At 62.6% G+C, this 17885-nt stretch carries 17 protein-coding genes; 11 read left to right on the forward strand and 6 right to left on the reverse strand.

From position 1 onward, the window contains the following. Window position 1 precedes the first annotated feature (1 nt). The 4 genes from ACX3OW_RS19710 (at window position 2) to ACX3OW_RS19725 (ending at window position 4598) form a co-directional block, all read left to right on the forward strand. Window positions 2-1384: a M20/M25/M40 family metallo-hydrolase gene (locus ACX3OW_RS19710; protein WP_459097496.1), complete on the forward strand. Its 1383-nt coding sequence runs from the start codon at window positions 2-4 to the stop codon at window positions 1382-1384. Window positions 1385-1395: 11 nt separating this feature from the next. Beyond that, window positions 1396-2514, forward strand: coding sequence for an NAD(P)/FAD-dependent oxidoreductase (locus ACX3OW_RS19715; RefSeq protein WP_459097497.1), 1119 nt, complete (start codon window positions 1396-1398; stop codon window positions 2512-2514). A gap of 9 nt (window positions 2515-2523) precedes the next feature. After that, a complete protein-coding gene (locus ACX3OW_RS19720; RefSeq protein ID WP_459097498.1) occupies window positions 2524-3555 on the forward strand; it encodes an NAD/NADP octopine/nopaline dehydrogenase family protein in 1032 nt (343 codons plus the stop codon). Between the two features lie 173 nt (window positions 3556-3728). Beyond that, the gene (locus ACX3OW_RS19725) at window positions 3729-4598 is read left to right on the forward strand and encodes a DUF2189 domain-containing protein (RefSeq protein WP_459097499.1); all 870 of its coding nucleotides are present in this window, start codon (window positions 3729-3731) and stop codon (window positions 4596-4598) included. A gap of 29 nt (window positions 4599-4627) precedes the next feature. Here the strand turns inward: ACX3OW_RS19725 and ACX3OW_RS19730 are convergent, their stop codons facing one another. The 5 genes from ACX3OW_RS19730 to ACX3OW_RS19750 are packed head-to-tail and all read right to left on the reverse strand — an operon-like array spanning window position 4628 to window position 9037. Continuing rightward, window positions 4628-4987 carry a cytochrome C oxidase subunit IV family protein gene (locus ACX3OW_RS19730; RefSeq protein ID WP_459097500.1) on the reverse strand — a complete coding sequence of 120 codons (360 nt, stop codon included), beginning with the start codon at window positions 4985-4987 and terminating at the stop codon, window positions 4628-4630. A gap of 5 nt (window positions 4988-4992) precedes the next feature. Then, window positions 4993-5715 carry a heme-copper oxidase subunit III family protein gene (locus ACX3OW_RS19735; RefSeq protein WP_459097501.1) on the reverse strand — a complete coding sequence of 241 codons (723 nt, stop codon included), beginning with the start codon at window positions 5713-5715 and terminating at the stop codon, window positions 4993-4995. Then, the gene (locus ACX3OW_RS19740; RefSeq protein ID WP_459097502.1) at window positions 5712-6431 is read right to left on the reverse strand and encodes a cytochrome c oxidase subunit 3; all 720 of its coding nucleotides are present in this window, start codon (window positions 6429-6431) and stop codon (window positions 5712-5714) included. Before ACX3OW_RS19740 ends, ACX3OW_RS19735 begins: the two co-directional genes overlap by 4 nt. Then, on the reverse strand, window positions 6428-8197 hold the full coding sequence (locus ACX3OW_RS19745; RefSeq protein WP_459097503.1) for a cytochrome c oxidase subunit I: 1770 nt from the start codon (window positions 8195-8197) through the stop codon (window positions 6428-6430). The genes ACX3OW_RS19740 and ACX3OW_RS19745 overlap by 4 nt, the downstream gene beginning before the upstream one ends. Before the next feature lie 48 nt (window positions 8198-8245). Further along, on the reverse strand, window positions 8246-9037 hold the full coding sequence (locus tag ACX3OW_RS19750) for a cytochrome c oxidase subunit II (protein ID WP_459097504.1): 792 nt from the start codon (window positions 9035-9037) through the stop codon (window positions 8246-8248). 534 nt (window positions 9038-9571) lie between these two features. Here ACX3OW_RS19750 and ACX3OW_RS19755 point away from each other — a divergent pair. From ACX3OW_RS19755 to ACX3OW_RS19770, 4 genes are read left to right on the forward strand one after another with little or no spacing between them, the layout of a single operon-like run. Continuing rightward, complete coding sequence (locus ACX3OW_RS19755; RefSeq protein WP_459097505.1) at window positions 9572-10672, forward strand: glycosyltransferase; 1101 nt, start codon at window positions 9572-9574, stop codon at window positions 10670-10672. Next, window positions 10669-11667, forward strand: a complete 999-nt coding sequence (locus ACX3OW_RS19760; protein WP_459097506.1) for a glycosyltransferase family 2 protein — start codon at window positions 10669-10671, stop codon at window positions 11665-11667. The genes ACX3OW_RS19755 and ACX3OW_RS19760 overlap by 4 nt, the downstream gene beginning before the upstream one ends. 5 nt (window positions 11668-11672) lie before the next feature. Then, entirely contained in the window at window positions 11673-12563 is an 891-nt protein-coding gene (locus ACX3OW_RS19765) for a glycosyltransferase family 2 protein (RefSeq protein ID WP_459097507.1), read from the forward strand. Between the two features lie 42 nt (window positions 12564-12605). Next, window positions 12606-14840 carry a GNVR domain-containing protein gene (locus tag ACX3OW_RS19770; protein WP_459097508.1) on the forward strand — a complete coding sequence of 745 codons (2235 nt, stop codon included), beginning with the start codon at window positions 12606-12608 and terminating at the stop codon, window positions 14838-14840. A gap of 18 nt (window positions 14841-14858) precedes the next feature. Here ACX3OW_RS19770 and galU read toward each other — a convergent pair whose 3' ends face one another. Then, complete coding sequence (gene galU, locus ACX3OW_RS19775) at window positions 14859-15770, reverse strand: UTP--glucose-1-phosphate uridylyltransferase GalU (protein ID WP_459097509.1); 912 nt, start codon at window positions 15768-15770, stop codon at window positions 14859-14861. A 459-nt stretch (window positions 15771-16229) separates the two neighbouring features. Between galU and ACX3OW_RS19780 the strand changes: the two genes are divergently transcribed. The 3 genes from ACX3OW_RS19780 (at window position 16230) to ACX3OW_RS19790 (ending at window position 17885) form a co-directional block, all read left to right on the forward strand. Continuing rightward, a complete protein-coding gene (locus tag ACX3OW_RS19780) occupies window positions 16230-16412 on the forward strand; it encodes a hypothetical protein (protein WP_459097510.1) in 183 nt (60 codons plus the stop codon). Window positions 16413-16821: 409 nt separating this feature from the next. After that, complete coding sequence (locus ACX3OW_RS19785; protein WP_459097511.1) at window positions 16822-17493, forward strand: sugar transferase; 672 nt, start codon at window positions 16822-16824, stop codon at window positions 17491-17493. An 11-nt stretch (window positions 17494-17504) separates the two neighbouring features. Further along, window positions 17505-17885 (forward strand): hypothetical protein, encoded by a 381-nt coding sequence (locus ACX3OW_RS19790; protein WP_459097512.1) that lies wholly within the window; start codon window positions 17505-17507, stop codon window positions 17883-17885.

Below are 17885 nucleotides of genomic sequence, written 5' to 3' on the forward strand. Positions count from 1 at the left end.
CATGACCGTACGTGTTGCCGATCACTTGGAAACTCAGCTCGATGCCATCATTGGCCGGCTGGCAGAATATGTCGCCTGTGCCAGCGTCAGCGCCGATCCCGCTTTCGAGGCAGGCATGCAGGGCGCGCGCGAGTTTCTGCTCCGTCGCATGGGCGAAATCGGCATGGAGAACATCCAACTGCTGGACGGTGGTGGTCACAAGGCGGTCTATGCCGATTGGCTGCATGCCCCCGGCAAGCCGACGCTGATCGTTTATGGCCACTATGACGTCCAGCCGCCCGATCCGCTGTCGGCCTGGGAGACCGATCCGTTCGTCCTGACCCAGAAAGGCGACCGCCTTTACGGCCGTGGCGCCTCGGATAACAAGGGTTCCTCGACCATCGCCATCGAAAGCCTCGCGGCCTATCTGGCGATCGAGGGCGGCTTTCCATTCAATGTCCGTTGCCTGTTCGAGGGTGAGGAAGAGGTCGGCGCCGTGACGCTGCCGGTGATTTTCGAACGCTATCGCGACCTGTTGCAGGGGGACATGGTCCTCTCTGCCGATGGCGGGCGAAACGGGTTCTGGCCAGCCATCAATGTCGGCTGCCGTGGCGTCAACGCCCTGGAAGTTACGCTCAAGACCTCGGCCGTGCGCGACCTGCATTCGGGCCGTTATGGCGGCACCACCCGCAACGCCTTGCACGATATGACGCGCCTGCTGTCGTCCCTGCATGATGCGGAAGGCCGCGTGGTCGTTGACGGCTTTCTGCCCGAGGCTTCGCTGCCCAGCACTGAGGCCCGTCGCCATGTCGCCGAACTGGGCATGGACGAAGACGAATTCTTCGCCAGCTTTGGCGGCGTGCCGCACGGCTATCCGGAATATTCGGCCGTTGAACGGCTGATGCTCATGCCCACTCTTGAGCTCAACGGTATCTGGGGTGGCTATACCGGCCCAGGCTCCAAGACCGTCATTCCCAATGAGGCCCACGCAAAAATTACCATTCGTCTGGTGCCGGGCCAGGATCCCCAGATCGCTGCGAATGCCGTCATCGCGCATCTTGAGGCACACAAGCCTGTTGGCACCAGCCTCGACATCACTTCGGATCGCAATGGCGCACCGGCCTATAATTTGGCCGAGGACAGCCCTCTGGTGATTGCGGCCGATCGGGTGCTCCGTGACGTAACCGGGCAAACCCCGGTCCGGGTGCGTAGCGGCGGCACGTCGCCCATTACCTCCACCATTCGGACCGAGCTTGGCATCGATACGCTGATGTTCGGCTTCAGCCTGCCGGCCGACGGCGTCCACGCGCCCAACGAATCCTATGCGATCCAAAGCATCCGCGAAGGCATTCGCTGCTGGCCGCTGATGCTGGCTGAGCTGGGTCGCGTCTGGGCAGAAGAATAAGGATCGAGAGCATGAAAGTCATTGTCGTCGGAGCCGGGATCATCGGTTCATCCATCGCCTTCCGCATGGCGGAAGCGGGGGCAGAAGTCGTCCTGGTAGAAGCCAATCGGGTGGGCAGCGGCACCTCGTCGACGAGCTATGCCTGGGTCAATGCCTGCGAGAAGCTGACCTCCAAGGCCTATTTCGAACTCAATATGGCCGGGGTCCGCTCGCATCGCCGTGTCGCCGAGGAATTTGCGGGCGCCAACTGGCTGCATCGTCCGGGCGTGGTGCAGTGGCAGGACGCCGGTGCCGAGGCCGCGGGCTTCGATGAGGGCGATTTCGACAAGCTGGAGCGGCTCAAACAGTGGGGCTATCCGGCTGAAACCATCGATCGCCAGACGCTGGCCGAACTCGAACCCGATGTCGACCTGAGCACATTCAACGAGACCGGTGCGATCTACTATCCCGAGGACGGCTGGCTCGATGCTCCGGTTTACGCTGGTGCCATGGTGCAGGCAGGCATCGCCAGGCACGGACTGGAACTGGTCTATGGCAAGGTCACCGGGCTCGTCGTCCGCGACAACGCGGCGCGCGGGGTAACCCTGGACACGGGCGCGGTGATCGAAGCCGATCTTGTCGTCAATAGCGGCGGCCGATGGGCCAACGAGGTGGTCGGCGTACCGGATTATGAATTGCCACTAGCCCCCACGGTCGGGCTGATCGCCTATACCGTCAGTTGTGACACGAGCCTGCGCCACGGCCTGCGCACGCCGCTGGTCAATTGCCGTCCCGATGGGGCAGGGCGCATTCTCCTGCGCGCCAATGATATCGACAAGACCGTACCCGCCGATGCCGATCCGGTGCCATCGCACCCGGCCGCCCAGCAATTGCTGGCGCGCGTCACGGAATTGATGCCGGCGCTCAAGGGCGTGCATGTGGAAGCGGTTCGGACCGCCATTCGTCCCATCCCGCGCGACGGGCTTTCCGCCATCGGGCCCCATCCCGCTCTCAAGGACTACTACGTGACTGTGACGCATAGCGGCGTCACCCTTGGCGCCTTCATCGGCGAGGCCGTGACAGCGGAGCTGGTGCATGGGCGCGACGTGCCCGAGCTGGCCGAGTTCCGTCCCTCTCGCTTTTTCAACTAGGAGCGGGTCATGCGGGTCGCCATTCTTGGCGCTGGAGCGATCGGCTTCGCCAGCGCAGCCTATCTCATGGAGCGCGGCCATCAGGTCGCCCTGTGGTCGCCTTCGGGGCGCAGTACCCTTGCCCTGAAACAGCAGGCGTTGCACTGCGAAGGACTGGTCGAAGGCGAGTACAGACCCGAGATCGCCGCTGACATAGCAAACGCGATTTCCGGGGCGACAGCTATCCTCATCGCCTTGCCGGCCAATGGCCACCGGATGGTCTATGACGCCTTGGCCGAGTCGGTTTCTCCAGGCCAAACCATCATCATCAACGCGCATCCGGCCCTGGGCGGTTTCCACCTGCTGCAGCAGCTTGAGGCGGCTCAGTTGCAGGTTCCGGTTGTCGCCTGGGGGACGACGTTGCTGCGCGCGCGGCGCGTCGGGGAGACCGGGGTTCGGATCAACACCATACGCAAGCGCATCGACGTCGCAACGGCCCCGGCCAATGACATTGGCGCCATTTCGCTTTGCCGTGAATTGTTCGGTGACCATTTTGAACCGCGGGCCAACCTGCTGGCCATCTCACTATCCAACCTCAATCCCCAAAGCCATCTGGCCCTGGCGCTCACCAATTTCACCCGGATGGAGCGTGGCGAGGCCTGGGGGCAAAGTGAAAACCTGACGCCATCCGTCGCCCGCCTGATGGACGCACTGGACCGCGAACGTCTGGCCATTGCCGATGCCCTGGGCCTCTCGGTGCGTACGGCGGCCGAGCACTACCATTTGAGCTACAATATCCCACTGGCGCCCTTGCCGGAGATGGCAGACACCATCCGGGCCATGGGTCCGGGCCAACTCGGGCCGACCAAAGCCGACAGCCGTTACGTGCTGGAAGACGCGCCATTCGGCCTGGTGCCCCTGGTTCGCCTGGGCGAGGCAGTCGGTGTCCCTCCGGTCCTGCACCGGGCCGGCCTCGACCTGCTATCCGCTCTCTATGCGCGAGATTTTGCGGCGGAGAATGACCTGAAGTTGGATATGGCCAACCTGGGAATACTCAAATAAACCAAGCCTCTACATAAGAGTTTTGATGCTTTGGTGCGGACCAGCCAACGAGCTGACATGGCGAGCCATCGGCGCTACTATGGCGGTATAGGTCGCGTAGGCGTGGCCAAGAAGTTTGTCCTGGCGGAAACACGCTGCCGACGGCCGGTTCATGGCGCGTTTGGGAGGACAACATGTTGCCATCTCGCAGAGGCACCGGCGTTGTCGTCGGGCACAGTGCTATCCCCGAAATCCGCAAGATCGGCACGGGTGATGTCGTGGACGCCCTCAGGCATGGCTTCGATGATTTCTGGCAGCATCCATCGCACTACGTCTTTGCCGGGTTGATCTATCCCATAGTGATGACGGTGCTGGCATTCTGGATTTCCGGGCAGAACGTGTTGCCACTATTATACCCGCTGGCCTCTGGTTTCGCCCTGCTTGGACCCTTCGTGGCCCTGATTTTCTATGAGATCAGCCGACGTCAGGAGCTTGGTCTTGATGCGTCCTGGAAACATGGCTTCGAAGTTTTTCGATCGCCCGCCCTGCTATCCATCGCCACATTGGGCCTGGTGTTGGGCGTGTTGTTCGTCACCTGGCTGATCGCTGCGCAGGTGCTGTTCGCGGGCCTGTTCGGCAACGCCCTGCCGAGCTCGCTGTCGGCCTTGTTCTACGAGGTTTTCACCACGACCAATGGTCGGATCCTGATCGTCGCCGGCAATGTCATCGGGCTGTTGTTCGCTATTGAGGTTCTGGGCATTTCGGTGGTGTCCTTCCCGCTGATGCTCGACCGGCATGTCAGCCCCAGCCTGGCCATCGCCACGTCCATCAGGGCCAGCTTGGCCAATCCGGTTCCTGTAGCGCTGTGGGGCCTGATTGTGGCGGTATCGCTAGCCGTGGGCATGGCGACGCTGTTCATCGGATTTGTGATTATTATGCCGGTGCTGGGCCATGCCACATGGCATCTTTATCGCAAACTGATCGTGCCGCAGGCCGGCCGGCAAGCCCGCACGCGAAGGTCGCAATCCGCCGCGCCGACCCGGCGGTCACCTGGCACGATCTGAATCCTGCGCTCACAGTGACGCGCTGGGGCTTATGTTCCCCCATTGAGGAATAGCACGCGGGTCATCTGCGTGTAGCTGGCCTCAAATGCCATCAGCATGACGAAGACCAGGATCAACACCGGGAGCACCAGAATGGCGTAGCTCAGCGCCAGCCGCTCCCAGCGCATATGCATGAAGATCGAAACGATCAGCCCGGACTTGAGGGCCATCAAGGCCAGGATCAATCCCCAGCGCAACAGGCCCTGGAACTGCAGGATATCGACCAAGTATGAGCCGACGCTGAGCACGAACAGCCACGCCCATACCACCAGGTACAGGCGGATCGGGTGCTGCTGACTCTCAGCGTGGGTGGATGTCGGCGGAGCGGAGGCGGTCGCGCTATGATTCATCTGGCTCACCACAGGTAAAACAAGGCAAAAATGAACACCCACACCAGATCGACGAAGTGCCAGTAAAGGCCCATGATTTCGACGATCTCGTAGCGCCCCTTGCGGGCGGTAAAGAAGCCGGGGCGGCCGCTATCGAAATCACCCCGCCAGACTTTGCGGGCGACGATCAGCAGGAAGATGACGCCGATGCTGACATGGGTGCCGTGAAAGCCCGTGATCATGAAGAAAATGGCGCCGAACTGTTGCGCGCCAAACGGGTTCTCCCAGGGCCGAACGCCCTCAGAAATCAGCTTGCTCCATTCAAACGCCTGCATGCCCACAAAGAGTGCACCGAATGCGGCGGTCAGCAGCATCAGGATGGCGGTTTTCTTACGGTCGCGCCGGTAGCCGAAATTGACCGCGATGGCCATGGTGCCGCTCGAGGTGATCAGCACGAAGGTCATGATGGCGATGAGCAGCAGCGGGAAATGCTGGCCGGCGATCTCCAGCGCGAACACCTCGCTGGCATTGGGCCAGGGCGCGGTCGTGGACAGGCGCGTCGTCATGTAGGAGAGCAGGAAGCAGCCGAAGATGAAGGTGTCGCTCAGCAGGAACACCCACATCATCACCTTGCCCCAGGAGGCGGTCTTGAACGAGCGCTGGTCCGAGGACCAGTCGGAGACGATGGAGCGCCAGCCCGGCGTCGGTGCCGGCGTGACATCAGGTGGCGTCGCAACATGATCGTTCATGGTCGGCCTCCTTGGGACAATAGCTGGCCGCACAGCGCCAGGAACTCGCCAGCCGAGCCCGACAGCACCCCGAGCAGCAGCGCCCAGATCAGCAGCATGAACAGCCAATAGGTGGCGGATAGCTCGACGCTGAGACGGATGCGCTCGGGCCGATCATGTCGCCTGATCCGCTCGAACGTGCCGGCGAGTGCAAACATGCCGCCGATCACGTGCAGGGCATGGGCTGCCGTCATCAGGTAGAAGAAACTGGCGGCCGGTCCGGAATTGACGAAGTTGCCGCTGCCCACCAGCATCCGCCAGGCCAGGAGTTGGCCGGCGAGGAACAGCACGGCGCACCCGCTCGCCACGAGCACGCCCGCGCGCAGGCTTGCGGTGGCGCCGCGCGCCAAAGCGGCCAACGACCATTCCAGAGCCAGTCCGGTGCCGAGCAGCACCAGCGTATTGGGCCAGACAATCCAGGGCAGGGCCATATCTCGCCAGTCTGAACCCTCGGAGCGCAGCAGATAGCCGGTCATCAGCAGGGCGAAGAGCGACCCCACGACGGCCAGAAACACGCCCAGTCCGACCTGCGCCGGTGCATAGGGCGAGGGATTGGTGGCCGCCACGCCGCCGGCCTGATCGACCTGCAACCAGGGCTTGGCGAATATTCCGTGCCGCGACAGCCACCATCCCACGATGAGGGTCAGGATGGCGATGAAGCCAAGGATCGCGTTCATGCCGCGCCTCCCTTGGTCAGCGCGCCCGGCTCGTTCTGGGGGATGAAATCCTCCTTGGCCCCCGGCACGCTGTAATCATACGCCCAGCGATAGACCAGCGGCTGATGCTCGCCCCAATTGCCGTGGGCCGGCGGAGTCTGCGGGGTCTGCCACTCCAGCGTGGTCGCGCGCCAGGGATTGGGCCCCGACGGCTTGCCGTGACGCAGGCTCCAGATCAGGTTGAACACAAACACGATCTGCGCGAAGCCGACGATGAAGGCCATAATGGAAATGAAGGCGTTCAGCGTGTGCGCCGATTCCGGCATGATCATGATGTCGGCAGTGTCGAAATAGCGGCGGGGCAGGCCCATCAGGCCCAGATAGTGCATGGGAAAGAAGATGAGATAGGCGCCGAGGAACGTCACCCAGAAATGGAACTTGGCCAGGGTGTCGCCGAGCATCCGGCCGGTGACCTTGGGATACCAGTGATAGATGGCCCCAAAGATCACAAGGATCGGCGCCACCCCCATCACCATATGGAAGTGGGCGACCACGAACAGGGTGTCGGAGAGCGGCACGTCGACCACCACATTGCCCAGAAACAGCCCAGAAAGACCGCCATTGACGAAGGTGACGATAAAGCCGAGCGCGAACAGCATGGGTGGGGTGAAGTGGATGTCGCCCCGCCACAGGGTCAGCACCCAATTATAGACCTTGATCGCGGTCGGCACGGCGATGACCAGGGTGGTGGTGGCAAAGAAGAACCCGAAATAGGGGTTCATGCCGCTCACATACATATGGTGGGCCCAGACCACGAAGCTGAGCACGCCAATGCCGACGATGGCCCAGACCATCATCCGGTAACCAAAAATATTGCGCCGCGCATGCGTACTGATCAGGTCGGAGACGATGCCGAAAGCGGGGAGGGCGACGATATAGACCTCGGGGTGGCCGAAGAACCAGAACAGGTGCTGAAACAGGATCGGGCTGCCCCCGCCATAGCTGAGCAGCTCGCCCATTTCCACGAGGGTCGGCATGAAGAAGCTGGTGCCCAAATATTTGTCGAACAGCATCATGACCGAGGCGACGAACAAGGCCGGGAAGGCAAGTAGGGCCATCACGGTGGCGACGAAAATGCCCCAGATGGTGAGCGGCAGGCGCATCAGTGTCATGCCCCGCGCCCGCGCCTGCAGCACGGTCACCGTGTAATTGAGGCCTCCCATGGTGAAGCCGATGATGAAGATGATCAGCGACACCAGCATCAGCATGATGCCCCATTGCTGGCCCGGCGTGTTGGAGAGGATGGCCTGCGGCGGATACAGCGTCCAGCCGGCGCCGGTCGGGCCGCCCGGGACGAAGAAGCTGATCACCAGCAGCATCACCGCGACGAAATAGAGCCAGAAGCTGAGCATGTTGGCGTAGGGAAACACCATGTCCCGCGCGCCCACCATTAGCGGGATGAGGTAATTGCCGAAGCCGCCCAGGAACAGCGCGGTCAGCAGATAAACCACCATGATCATGCCGTGCATGGTGATGATCTGGTAGTAACGATCGGCATCGATAAAATCGACCAGGCCCGGAAACCCGAGCTGCAGGCGGATCAGCCAGGACAAGACCAGCGCGACAAAGCCGATCGCCAGCGCCGTCACCGCATACTGGACGGCGATGACCTTGGCGTCCTGCGAGAAGACATACTTCGTCCACCAGCTGCGCGGGTGGTAAAGCTCCATATCCTCGATTTCGGCGAGCGGCGCCGATGCGCTCGCGTCATGCGGGATGTCGACCATAAATTCCTCCCCAAGTCTCCTCTTCAAGGCCCTGCGGGCGTTTCGCGCTCAGAGGGCGAGGCTGGCAAAGGTGATCTGCTCCGTCAGCCATTCCTGGTACTCCTCGTCGGTAACAACCCTCACCACACCGCGCATGAACGGGTGTCCCGTGCCGCACAGTTCCGCGCAGAGAATTTCGTAGGATCCGGTGTGGGTCGGCGTCACCCAGAAATAGGTGACCGAGCCCGGGATCATGTCCATCTTCGCCCGGAATTCCGGGACATAGAAATCATGCAGGACGTCGATCGACCGCAATAGAAACCGCACTGGCCGGTCCACGGGAAGCACGAGCTCTGTTCCTTCGAGCAGCACGTCGTCTTGCCCGAACGGATCAGCCGGACTGACGCCCAGCGTATTGTCGAAATCGACCAGGCTATTGTCGGCAGCACCAAGCTTGCCGTCTGCGCCTGGCAGCCGGAAGCTCCATAGCCATTGCTGGCCAATCACTTCCACATCAGTCGCCGTTTCGGGCACCTCGATGAACTGGGCCCAGACAAACAGGCCCGGAGTCAGCATCGCGATCACCCCGCCAGCGGTGATGGCGGTCAACCAGCCTTCCAGCCGCCGGTTTTCGGGTTCATAGGCGGCTTTGCGGCCTTCCACATGCCGGAAACGAAACAGACAGTAAGCGACAAACAGCAGGACGGCTGAAAACACCGCGCCGGTGATCCAGAATGTCAGCACCGTGGTGTCGTCGATATAGCCCCAGTTCGATGCCAGCGGCGAGAACCACCACGGGCTCAAAAAGTGGAACAGCAACGATCCGACGACGATGAGCACAAGGATGAGTGCAATGGCCATCGTACACTCACCTCCCTTTCGGCAGGCGAGTTCGAAATGCGCGGACCAGTCCGATTGGGTGATATGCTAACCGACCCAGGCGGCCGTCATGTCGTATGCTCATTCGCATGGCCACGCTCCTTGCATCACCTTCAGTGACTCAGTGCAGGAACAGACTCGACGCAAGAAAATGGGCCACAGTTACTTTGATGAGCAACCCACTCCATTGCAGGCTCTCACTGACTAGGGCGAATGTCAACTTGCTGTCGCGCCGTCCGAAACACCGGCACGACTATCCCCGCCAACGAGCCGCCGCGCTGGATTAGGGCTCTTTCGTGGCATGCGCTCTGCGCATCACAGTGTCACCCCGGGTCAGGTTGACCCTATCGGCCGTGCGTCCTCAACTCGCCGTTCATTCCCATCGCCTCGGTGAAGGGACATGCCAGCGGCAGTCGCTGCCGGCCAGTCGGCCCCTTGAGCATACGCCTCGCTCGGGACAGGAGACGCTATTTGCCAAGGATATTGTATCTCGTTCACAACCTTGCGGACCCGGCGGTGGCACGGCGCGTCGCCATGTTCCGGGCAGGGGGCGCCGAGGTCGAAATCGCCGGGTTTCGGCGTGGCGACGCGCCGCCGCCGACGTTGCCAATCGACACCGTAGTAGAACTCGACATCACCCATGACGGCCGCATGCTGCACCGGCTCGCGGCGACACTGGGTGCCGCCTGGCGCGCACCCAACTGGTCGCGGTCGCTGCGCCGCCCCGATGTGATCGTGGCGCGCAATCTTGAAATGCTGGGGGTGGCCAGCCGCTTGCTCGGGTTGTGGGACCATGCGCCGACCCTAATCTACGAATGCCTGGACCTCCATCGCCTGATGCTGCGGCCGGACCGGATCGGTCAGGCCATGCGCGCACTCGAACAAAGACTGATGCGGAGCGTCGACCTCCTGATCACCAGTTCCCCCGCCTTTCTGCGCCATCATTTCGACATCCATGGCGCGCCACCGGCGCTGCTGGTGGAAAACAAGGTGTTTGCGCCCGACATCGGTGATTTGGGCCGCAATCCGGCTCTGCGCGAAGAGGTCTCGCCCATTCGCATCGGCTGGTTCGGCGCCCTGCGCTGCAACAAGTCGCTGGCGGCGCTTGCCGCGCTGTCGCGCCAGTTGGACGGGCAGCTTAAGGTTACCCTGGCCGGCCAACCGGCGCTGACCGAGTTCGACCACTTTCACGCGACGACAAGCGCGGCGCCGCATCTCGCCTATGGTGGGGCCTTTCGCTACCCCACCGATTTGCCCGCGCTTTATTCGGGCGTGCACTTCGTCTGGGCGATCGACTTCTTTGAAGCGGGGCTCAATTCGAGCTGGCTGCTGCCCAACCGCCTCTATGAGGGTTGTCTCAACGGCGCCATCCCCATCGCCCTGGCCGGCACGGAAACAGCGGCCTTCATCCAGCGGCTCGGCATTGGCATCGAAGTGCCTGATATTTCGCAACAAACGCTGGTCGATATGCTCAAGGGCATGACCGCTGAGCGCATTCGGCAACTGGCGGCCGCGGTCGCGGCGCAGGATGAAGCGACATTTCGATGCGATGTGCAGGACTGCATTGACCTTGTCACGCGCCTTGCCGGCAAGCCCGCCCTGGAGGTCGCAGCATGAGCGCCCGCACCATCATCGTCATTCCCACCTTGAACGAAGCGCGGCATATCGGCCCCTTGCTGGACGCGCTACTGGTCGAGGCTGAGGCGCTCGACGCAACTGTCATCGTCGCCGACGGCGGCAGTACGGATGGTACAGCCGATATCGTGGCGCAGCGCGCGCTGACGGCACCGCGAGTCGCATTGATGCACAACCCGCACCGTATCCAGAGCGCGGCGATCAACCTGGCGGTGCAGGAGTTTGGCGACGGCGTCGATTATCTCATCCGCATCGACGCGCATGGCGCCTATCCGCCGGATTATTGTCGGACGCTGGTCGCCGAGGCCGAGGAGCGGCAGGTCGGCAGCGTCGTCGTGCCCATGACCACCGTTGGCGTTGCACCATTCCAGCGCGCCGTGGCCACAGCGCAGAACTCAGCCATCGGCACCGGGGGCTCCGCCCATCGGACGGGCTTGGGCAGCGGGTCGGTCGATCACGGCCATCATGCGCTGATGCGCGTGGACGCCTTTCGCGGCGTGGGTGGCTACGACCAGAGCTTCCGCTTCAACGAGGATGCGGAGCTTGACTACCGCTTGCGGCAGGCCGGGCAGACCATCTGGCTCACCGAGCGCACCGCCATGACCTACTATCCGCGCTCGACGGTTGGTGGGTTGTTCCGGCAGTATTTTGGCTATGGCGGGGGCAGGGCACGCAATATCCTCAAGCACCGCATGCGCCCACGTCTGCGTCAGCTGATGCCACTCGCCATCCTGCCGGTGGTGCTGCTGGCGGCATTGTCCCTCTGGCATTGGGGCTTTTTGGTGCCCCTCGCCCTGTGGGGCCTAGGCTGCATTGCGTTGGGCATGCACGCGGCGCGAACACACTACCCGCAACAGGGCATGCCGATGGTGCTGTCGCCGTTGGTGGGTCTGGCGGCGATGATCATGCATTTGGCCTGGTCGTCCGGCTTCTGGGCCCATGTGGCGCAGCGGCCGTTTCGGCGGGAAACGGTGTGAGCGCCATGACCAGCGTGGATATCTGCATCTGCACCTTTCGCCGGCCATTCCTCGCCGAGACACTGGCCTCCATCGCCCGGCTTGCCGATGGCGGACACCTGCTCCGGGTGATCATTGCCGACAACGATCATGACCCCTCGGCCCGGGAACTGGTCGATGACCTGCGCGCGCAACTGCCGTTTCCCATCACCTATGTTCACGCCCCAGCGGCCAATATCTGCGTCGCGCGCAATGCCTGCCTCGACCATGCGGATGCCGATTACGTCGCCTTTGTCGATGACGACGAAACTGTCACCCCCGACTGGATCATGGCCCTGGTTGCTCAGGCCGAGGCAAGTGGCGCGGCAGCTGTGCTGGGACCAGTACGGGCCATCTACGGCCCTGACGCGCCGCGCTGGATGGCCGAGGGGGACTTTCATTCGACGTTGCCGGTCTTCGTCTGCGGCAGCATCCGCACCGGCTACACCTGCAACGTGCTGATCCGCTGGAGCGCGCCCTATCGCGGACTGCGCTTCGATCTGGCGCTCGGTAAATCCGGCGGCGAGGACACGGCGTTCTTTTATCAGCTCACGGCTCTGGGTGGCTCCATCGGCTACGCTGCCAATGCGGTCGTCGAGGAGCCGGTTCCGATAGAACGGGCGACCATGAACTGGCTCGTGCGCCGCCGCCTGCGCTTCGGGCAAACCCACGGCATGCTGCAAGCCGATGCTGGTGCCAAAGCCCTGGCGATCGTGGCAGCCAAAATCTTCTATTGCGGCCTGATGACCGCGCTCACAGCATTTTCGCCGGTGCATCGCCGGCGGAACTGGCTGCGCGCCGTGCTGCATATGGGCGTGGCGGGCGGCATTCTGGGCGTGCGTCAGGCCGTGCATTACGGGCAATCGACGCCATCGTGAGCGTCCCATTTTTCTTCCCGACCATAACGGCGGAGTACACCCATGCTTGACAAGACCCTCTATCCCGAGACGCTGGCCCCGCAACCGTCCGATCTGAAGACCATCGATCTGGAGCGGGTGTTCTCCTTGCTGCGTCGGCAGGCACTGGTGCTGGGCGCGAGCCTTGCGGTGATGCTGCTGCTGGCGGCGCTCTACCTTTCGCTGGCGCCGCGCAACTATCTGTCGGCCGGGCAGGTGCTGCTGGACCGGAACCTCGAGCAGGTTGCCGGGGAGGGCGGTGTCGCGACCAGCAGTGTCGAGCTGGAAGCGCAGGTGCTCAACCAGATCGAAGTGTTGCGATCGAGCCGCGTCGCCACGGCGGTAGCGCAGGCCGAAGGCCTGATGACCGATCAGGAATTTCTCAACCCGCCGCCATCCTTCACGCAGCGGCTGCGTGGACTGCTGCCCTTCGGTCAGGCCGAGCGGCCAGCTTCGCTGGAAGCGGGTCTCGACGAAGTGGTCGGCATGTTGCGCGCCAATGTTCAGGTCGACCGCATGGGGCGCAGCTCGATCATCCGCATTGGCTACGAAGCCGGGACCCCCGATCTGGCGCAGCGCATTGCCCGCGCCTATGCCGAGGCGCTGCTGCAGGATCAGCTCAATGCGGAACTCGAGGCAACCGGCGCAGCGGCCGACTGGCTGCAGCTGCGGCTGACCGAAATCGGGCAAAGCCAGCGCGATGCAAGCCTCGCCATCGAGGACTACCGCCAGCAAACCGGCCTGTCCGTCGGGCAGGATCGCAACCTCACCAATCAGCGCATCGAGACCCTGTCCAACCAACTGGCCGAAGCACAGGCGGAAACCGCGCGGCTGCGGGCCTTGTCTGAGCAGTTGCAGACGGTGGTTGCGGCGGGACCGCAATCGGCCGCCAGTTATGTATCGCTGCTGAGCGGCACGCAGACCGACCCGGCTGATATCGCGGCGCTGCGCACGCAGTCCGCCGCACTGACCAGCCGAATTGCCGAGGTGCGCGCCAGCTTTGGTGAAGAGCACCCGCAATTGATGACGCTCGCGGCCGAGAAGGCTGCGCTGGACAGCCGCATCTTTGCGCTGCTGCAAAGTCTGGACGAGCAATATCGCACGCAACTGGCCATCGCCACGCAGCAGGAGGCGGGCCTTCGTCGGGACATCAATTCCGAAGGCCAGAATGCCGGCTTGATCAGTCAGGAGCAGGTGCGCCTCAACGAGCTGCAGCAGCGCTCCGATGCGCTGCGCTCGCTCTATAACAGCTACCTACTGCGCTATGAGGAATCGGTGCAGCGGCAGAGCTTCCCGATCCCTTCGGTTCGTATCGTGACCGATGCACTCTTGCCCGAGCGGCCGTCGAGCCCGAAGACCATGATCATCCTGGTGGCGGCCCTCATCGGCGGCGCCTTCATCGGCGCGGTACTGGGCACTTTCAACGAACTGCGTGAGCGCGGTTTCCGCGTGGGCGCGCAGGTCCGGCGCCATCTGGGCCTCCGCTTCCTCGGCTACCTGCCCAAGCTCCAGTTCGGCCCCGGCGCGACGCCAGAGGAGCAACGCACGACTATTCGCGCCCTGGTCCGAGGTGCCTTTGGCCAGCGCATCGGGCGGCGCTGGCGCGGGCCGTTCATGGAGACGCTCAAGGCCACGCGCCTGGTGCTGCAGCCCGCGGCCAACCATGGGACTGCCGTGATTGGCATTCTTTCGGCGTTGCCAGGGGAGGGAAAGTCCACCTTCGCCACCGCTTTGTCGGAAATGCTGGCTGCCGCCGGCTCGCGCGTTCTGGTGATCAATGCCGACGAGAACACGGCGCGGATGCCGGGACGCGTCCTGCCATCGCAAATGGGCGACTGGCGTCGGGCCACCGCAACGGACGACGAGACGGGGATCGTGAGCCTTTCAGCCTCGGCGCCGGAAGCGGGCGGCGGCGACCTCTCAGGCATCGCCATGCAGAAGGTACTCGCCGAGGCGCGCGGACAGTTTGACTATGTCATTCTGGATCTGCCCGCCCTGGGCCTCGTCATCGACGCCCTTGCGGTTCTGCCGCTTACCGACGGGAATATTCTGGTGGCGGAATGGGGCAAGACGCCCCGCAGATTGCTCAACAGCTTGCTGGAGCAGGAGCCTGAGCTGGCCGATTACCTGGTTGGCGTGGTGCTCAACAAGGTGGATCTGGGCGCGCTGCCCCGGTTTACTGATGTGGGTGGCTTGGAACGGTTTGCCCATAAGGCCGAGCAGCGGGCGCAAAAGCAGGTGGAAGCGGCGCCCCATTAGGGCGCCGTTTGCACAGGGTCACTCAGCGGCGATCCGGAAGCCTTCCATCAGGGCATTGTGCAGCCCGATCTTGGTCAATGCGGCCAGGAAGTCGTCGCCGATATCGTCCCGATCCAGCGCATAGGCGACGTTTGCGGTCAGGAACCCCACCTTTGAGCCGCAGTCGAATGACTGGCCCTCATATTTCACGCCGGTAAAGTCCTGCTGCCGCATCAGCGTCTGCATGGCGTCAGTCAGCTGGATTTCCCCGCCCGCACCGCGCGGCTGATCAGCCAACAGCGTGAAGATCTCCGGCTGCAGGATATAGCGGCCGGAAATGATCAGGTTGGACGGCGCATCGGCCGGGGCCGGCTTCTCCACCATGTCATTGATGCGGAAGCTCCGGCTGTCGCCCGCGCCACGTCCAACGACGCCGTAGGACGATATTTCGGCCATCGGGACCTCTTCGACCGCAATGACGTTGCCACCGGTCCGCTCGTAGGTCTCCATCATCTGCTTGAGGACGCCGCGGCGGCCCTTAAACAGCATGTCGGGCAATAGCAGGGCGAAGGGTTCGTTGCCGACGATGTCGCGCGCGCACCAGACGGCATGACCGAGCCCCAAGGGCTCCTGCTGCCGGGTGAAACTGGTTCGTCCGGCCGAGGGCAGGTCCTGCTGCAGTTCCTTGAGGATGCGGGTCTTGCCGCGACTCTCGAGCGTTGCTTCCAGCTCGAACTGGCGGTCGAAATGGTCCTCGATCACCCCCTTGTTGCGGCCGGTCACGAAGACGAAATGGGTAATGCCCGCTTCGCGGGCCTCGTCGACGGCATACTGGATCAGCGGTCGATCGACCACGGTCAGCATTTCCTTGGGCATGGCCTTAGTGGCAGGCAGGAATCGAGTGCCCAGTCCTGCAACGGGGAAAACGGCGGTCCTTACAGGTTTCAACACATAGCTCTCCTTATTCTGCGTATGACGCCGAATTGGAGCATGATGGAGCAAGTCGATCCACTCGAAATGCATTGTGGGGTTGCATGGCTCGATTGCAGATATGCTCTTGATCGCATCTGTCAAATTTCGAAGCATTGGGTCAGGTTTCGGCCATATTGGCTATATGGCGCCATATTTGTTTTTTGGTGTTTTGACAGAGCTGCGAAGTAAGTACGCGCAATTTGCCTCGGCGCAAAATAGAACTGCATGGTGAATCTGGCTTTGCGTCCCGCGCGGGATACCCTGACATTCAACGCAGTCGTGATCGACGTGGCTATTTCACCCGCGCTATGAGGCTTGTATTTACCGTGCGATGGTAGTGAGTTTACGGGGGCGGAATTCGCTCCCGCAGAGGTCGACACCGCGGCCACTGCAGGACCCGTTGCCGGGCGCTGGTCCGGGCAGCTATGGGAGGTTTTCGTGGAGCCAAAGGGACCCGATGACGGGCAGGTGCATAAGGCGCCGCTGACCGCATCTCAGCCGGTGCAGGAGCGCACAGCTTTCCCATGGCCCTGGGGGCTGGTTGCCATCGGTATCATGGCTCTGGCCTGGGTCGGCATCTACCTGCTCTGGAACGGTGTCGCCTTTCTGTTCAATTGGTGATCGCCAGGTTTTACTTGCGGCAGCTGTGCCGCATAGCAGAGCCAAAACGATAGTCTTGTCAGGCACCGTCGCCGCTAGACCCTTCATCTTGCTCCCTGATTTGCTCCGGTTCTGCCCCAGCCGTTTGGGGTGAATTTGTGACAAACCGGCGCATCGCAGCTATGCGCACCCGGCGTTGCCACGCTTTTCTGATCATGTTTGCCTCCTGCCGATGGCGATACGCAATCCGGTCACGGAGGCGTTGTCGTCAACATGCGGCGCACCCGGACTAAGCGGTCCGGGACCAGTTTGATGTTTTGAGGGGCTTGGGTCCCGCGTAGGCGCCTGCGCTTGCGCGAACCATAGCTTATGCCCGGATGGATGGTTGGCGCTGCGCGTTCCCTGGTTCTCAACTTCGCGAGAAAATCTCATGTCGATCACCAATGCCGACGTCGATTCATCGGACAGACTTTCCAACATGAGCGCACGGCGTGGCACCGGAGCCAAACGGGCCTTTGACCTGATCGCGGCCTTGGCCATTCTGGCTTTCGCCCTGCCGGCCATGTTCTTCATCGCTGTCATTCTGTTTTCCACCGATCGAGGACCGGTCCTGTTCTCGCATGAGCGTATTGGGCGGAATGGCCGGCGTTTCCGCTGCCTCAAGTTCCGCTCCATGGTGGTCAATTCCCAAGAGGCGTTGCGGCGGCACCTTGAGTTGTTTCCGCAGGCGCGCGCCGAATGGGACGCCACGCAGAAACTGCGTGACGACCCCCGCATCACGCCTCTAGGTCGCTTTCTGCGCGTCACCAGCCTTGATGAATTGCCGCAGCTCCTCAATGTGATCCGCGGTGACATGAGCCTGGTGGGGCCCCGTCCGATCGTTCAGGAGGAAGTGGTGCGCTATGCCGACGAGATCGCGCATTACGCCGCTGTTCGCCCCGGTATCACGGGCCTGTGGCAGGTCAGCGGGCGCAGCGATGTCGACTACGACCAGCGCGTCCAGCTCGACAGCCGCTATGTCCGCGAATGGTCTTTTTCCGGTGATCTCGTGATCCTGATCAAGACCGTCAAGGTCGTCGTCATGCGCGCCGGCAGCCGTTAAGGAGACGAAAAATGTCGCTATTTTCCCTTCGTCCCCGTGCCTTTCGAACCCGCAATTCCGGCCGCGACGCCGAAACTGACGAGGCCCGCTTCGGCACCATTCGCAATGCCATTGCCATGGCTCTGGCGGATGCCCGCCGTGAGCGCGACGGCCTGAGCCAGCGGCTGGATTTCTACTACGCTCAGGCGACCACACTGATGGATAATTCAGGCGAGTACGGCCAGCGCGAGGGCGCCGACGAGGCTGCCATCGACACCGCCGGGCAGAACGCCTCTCGCGCCCGCCAGCGCATCGACCATCTCGACACCCAGATCGGGCGGTTGGAGGAGTTCCTCGCGCAACTGGACCACGCTCCTGGACCCCAGACCGTGCTGAACCAGGGCGTCGCCTGA

Source organism: Devosia sp. A449 (assembly GCF_054489375.1).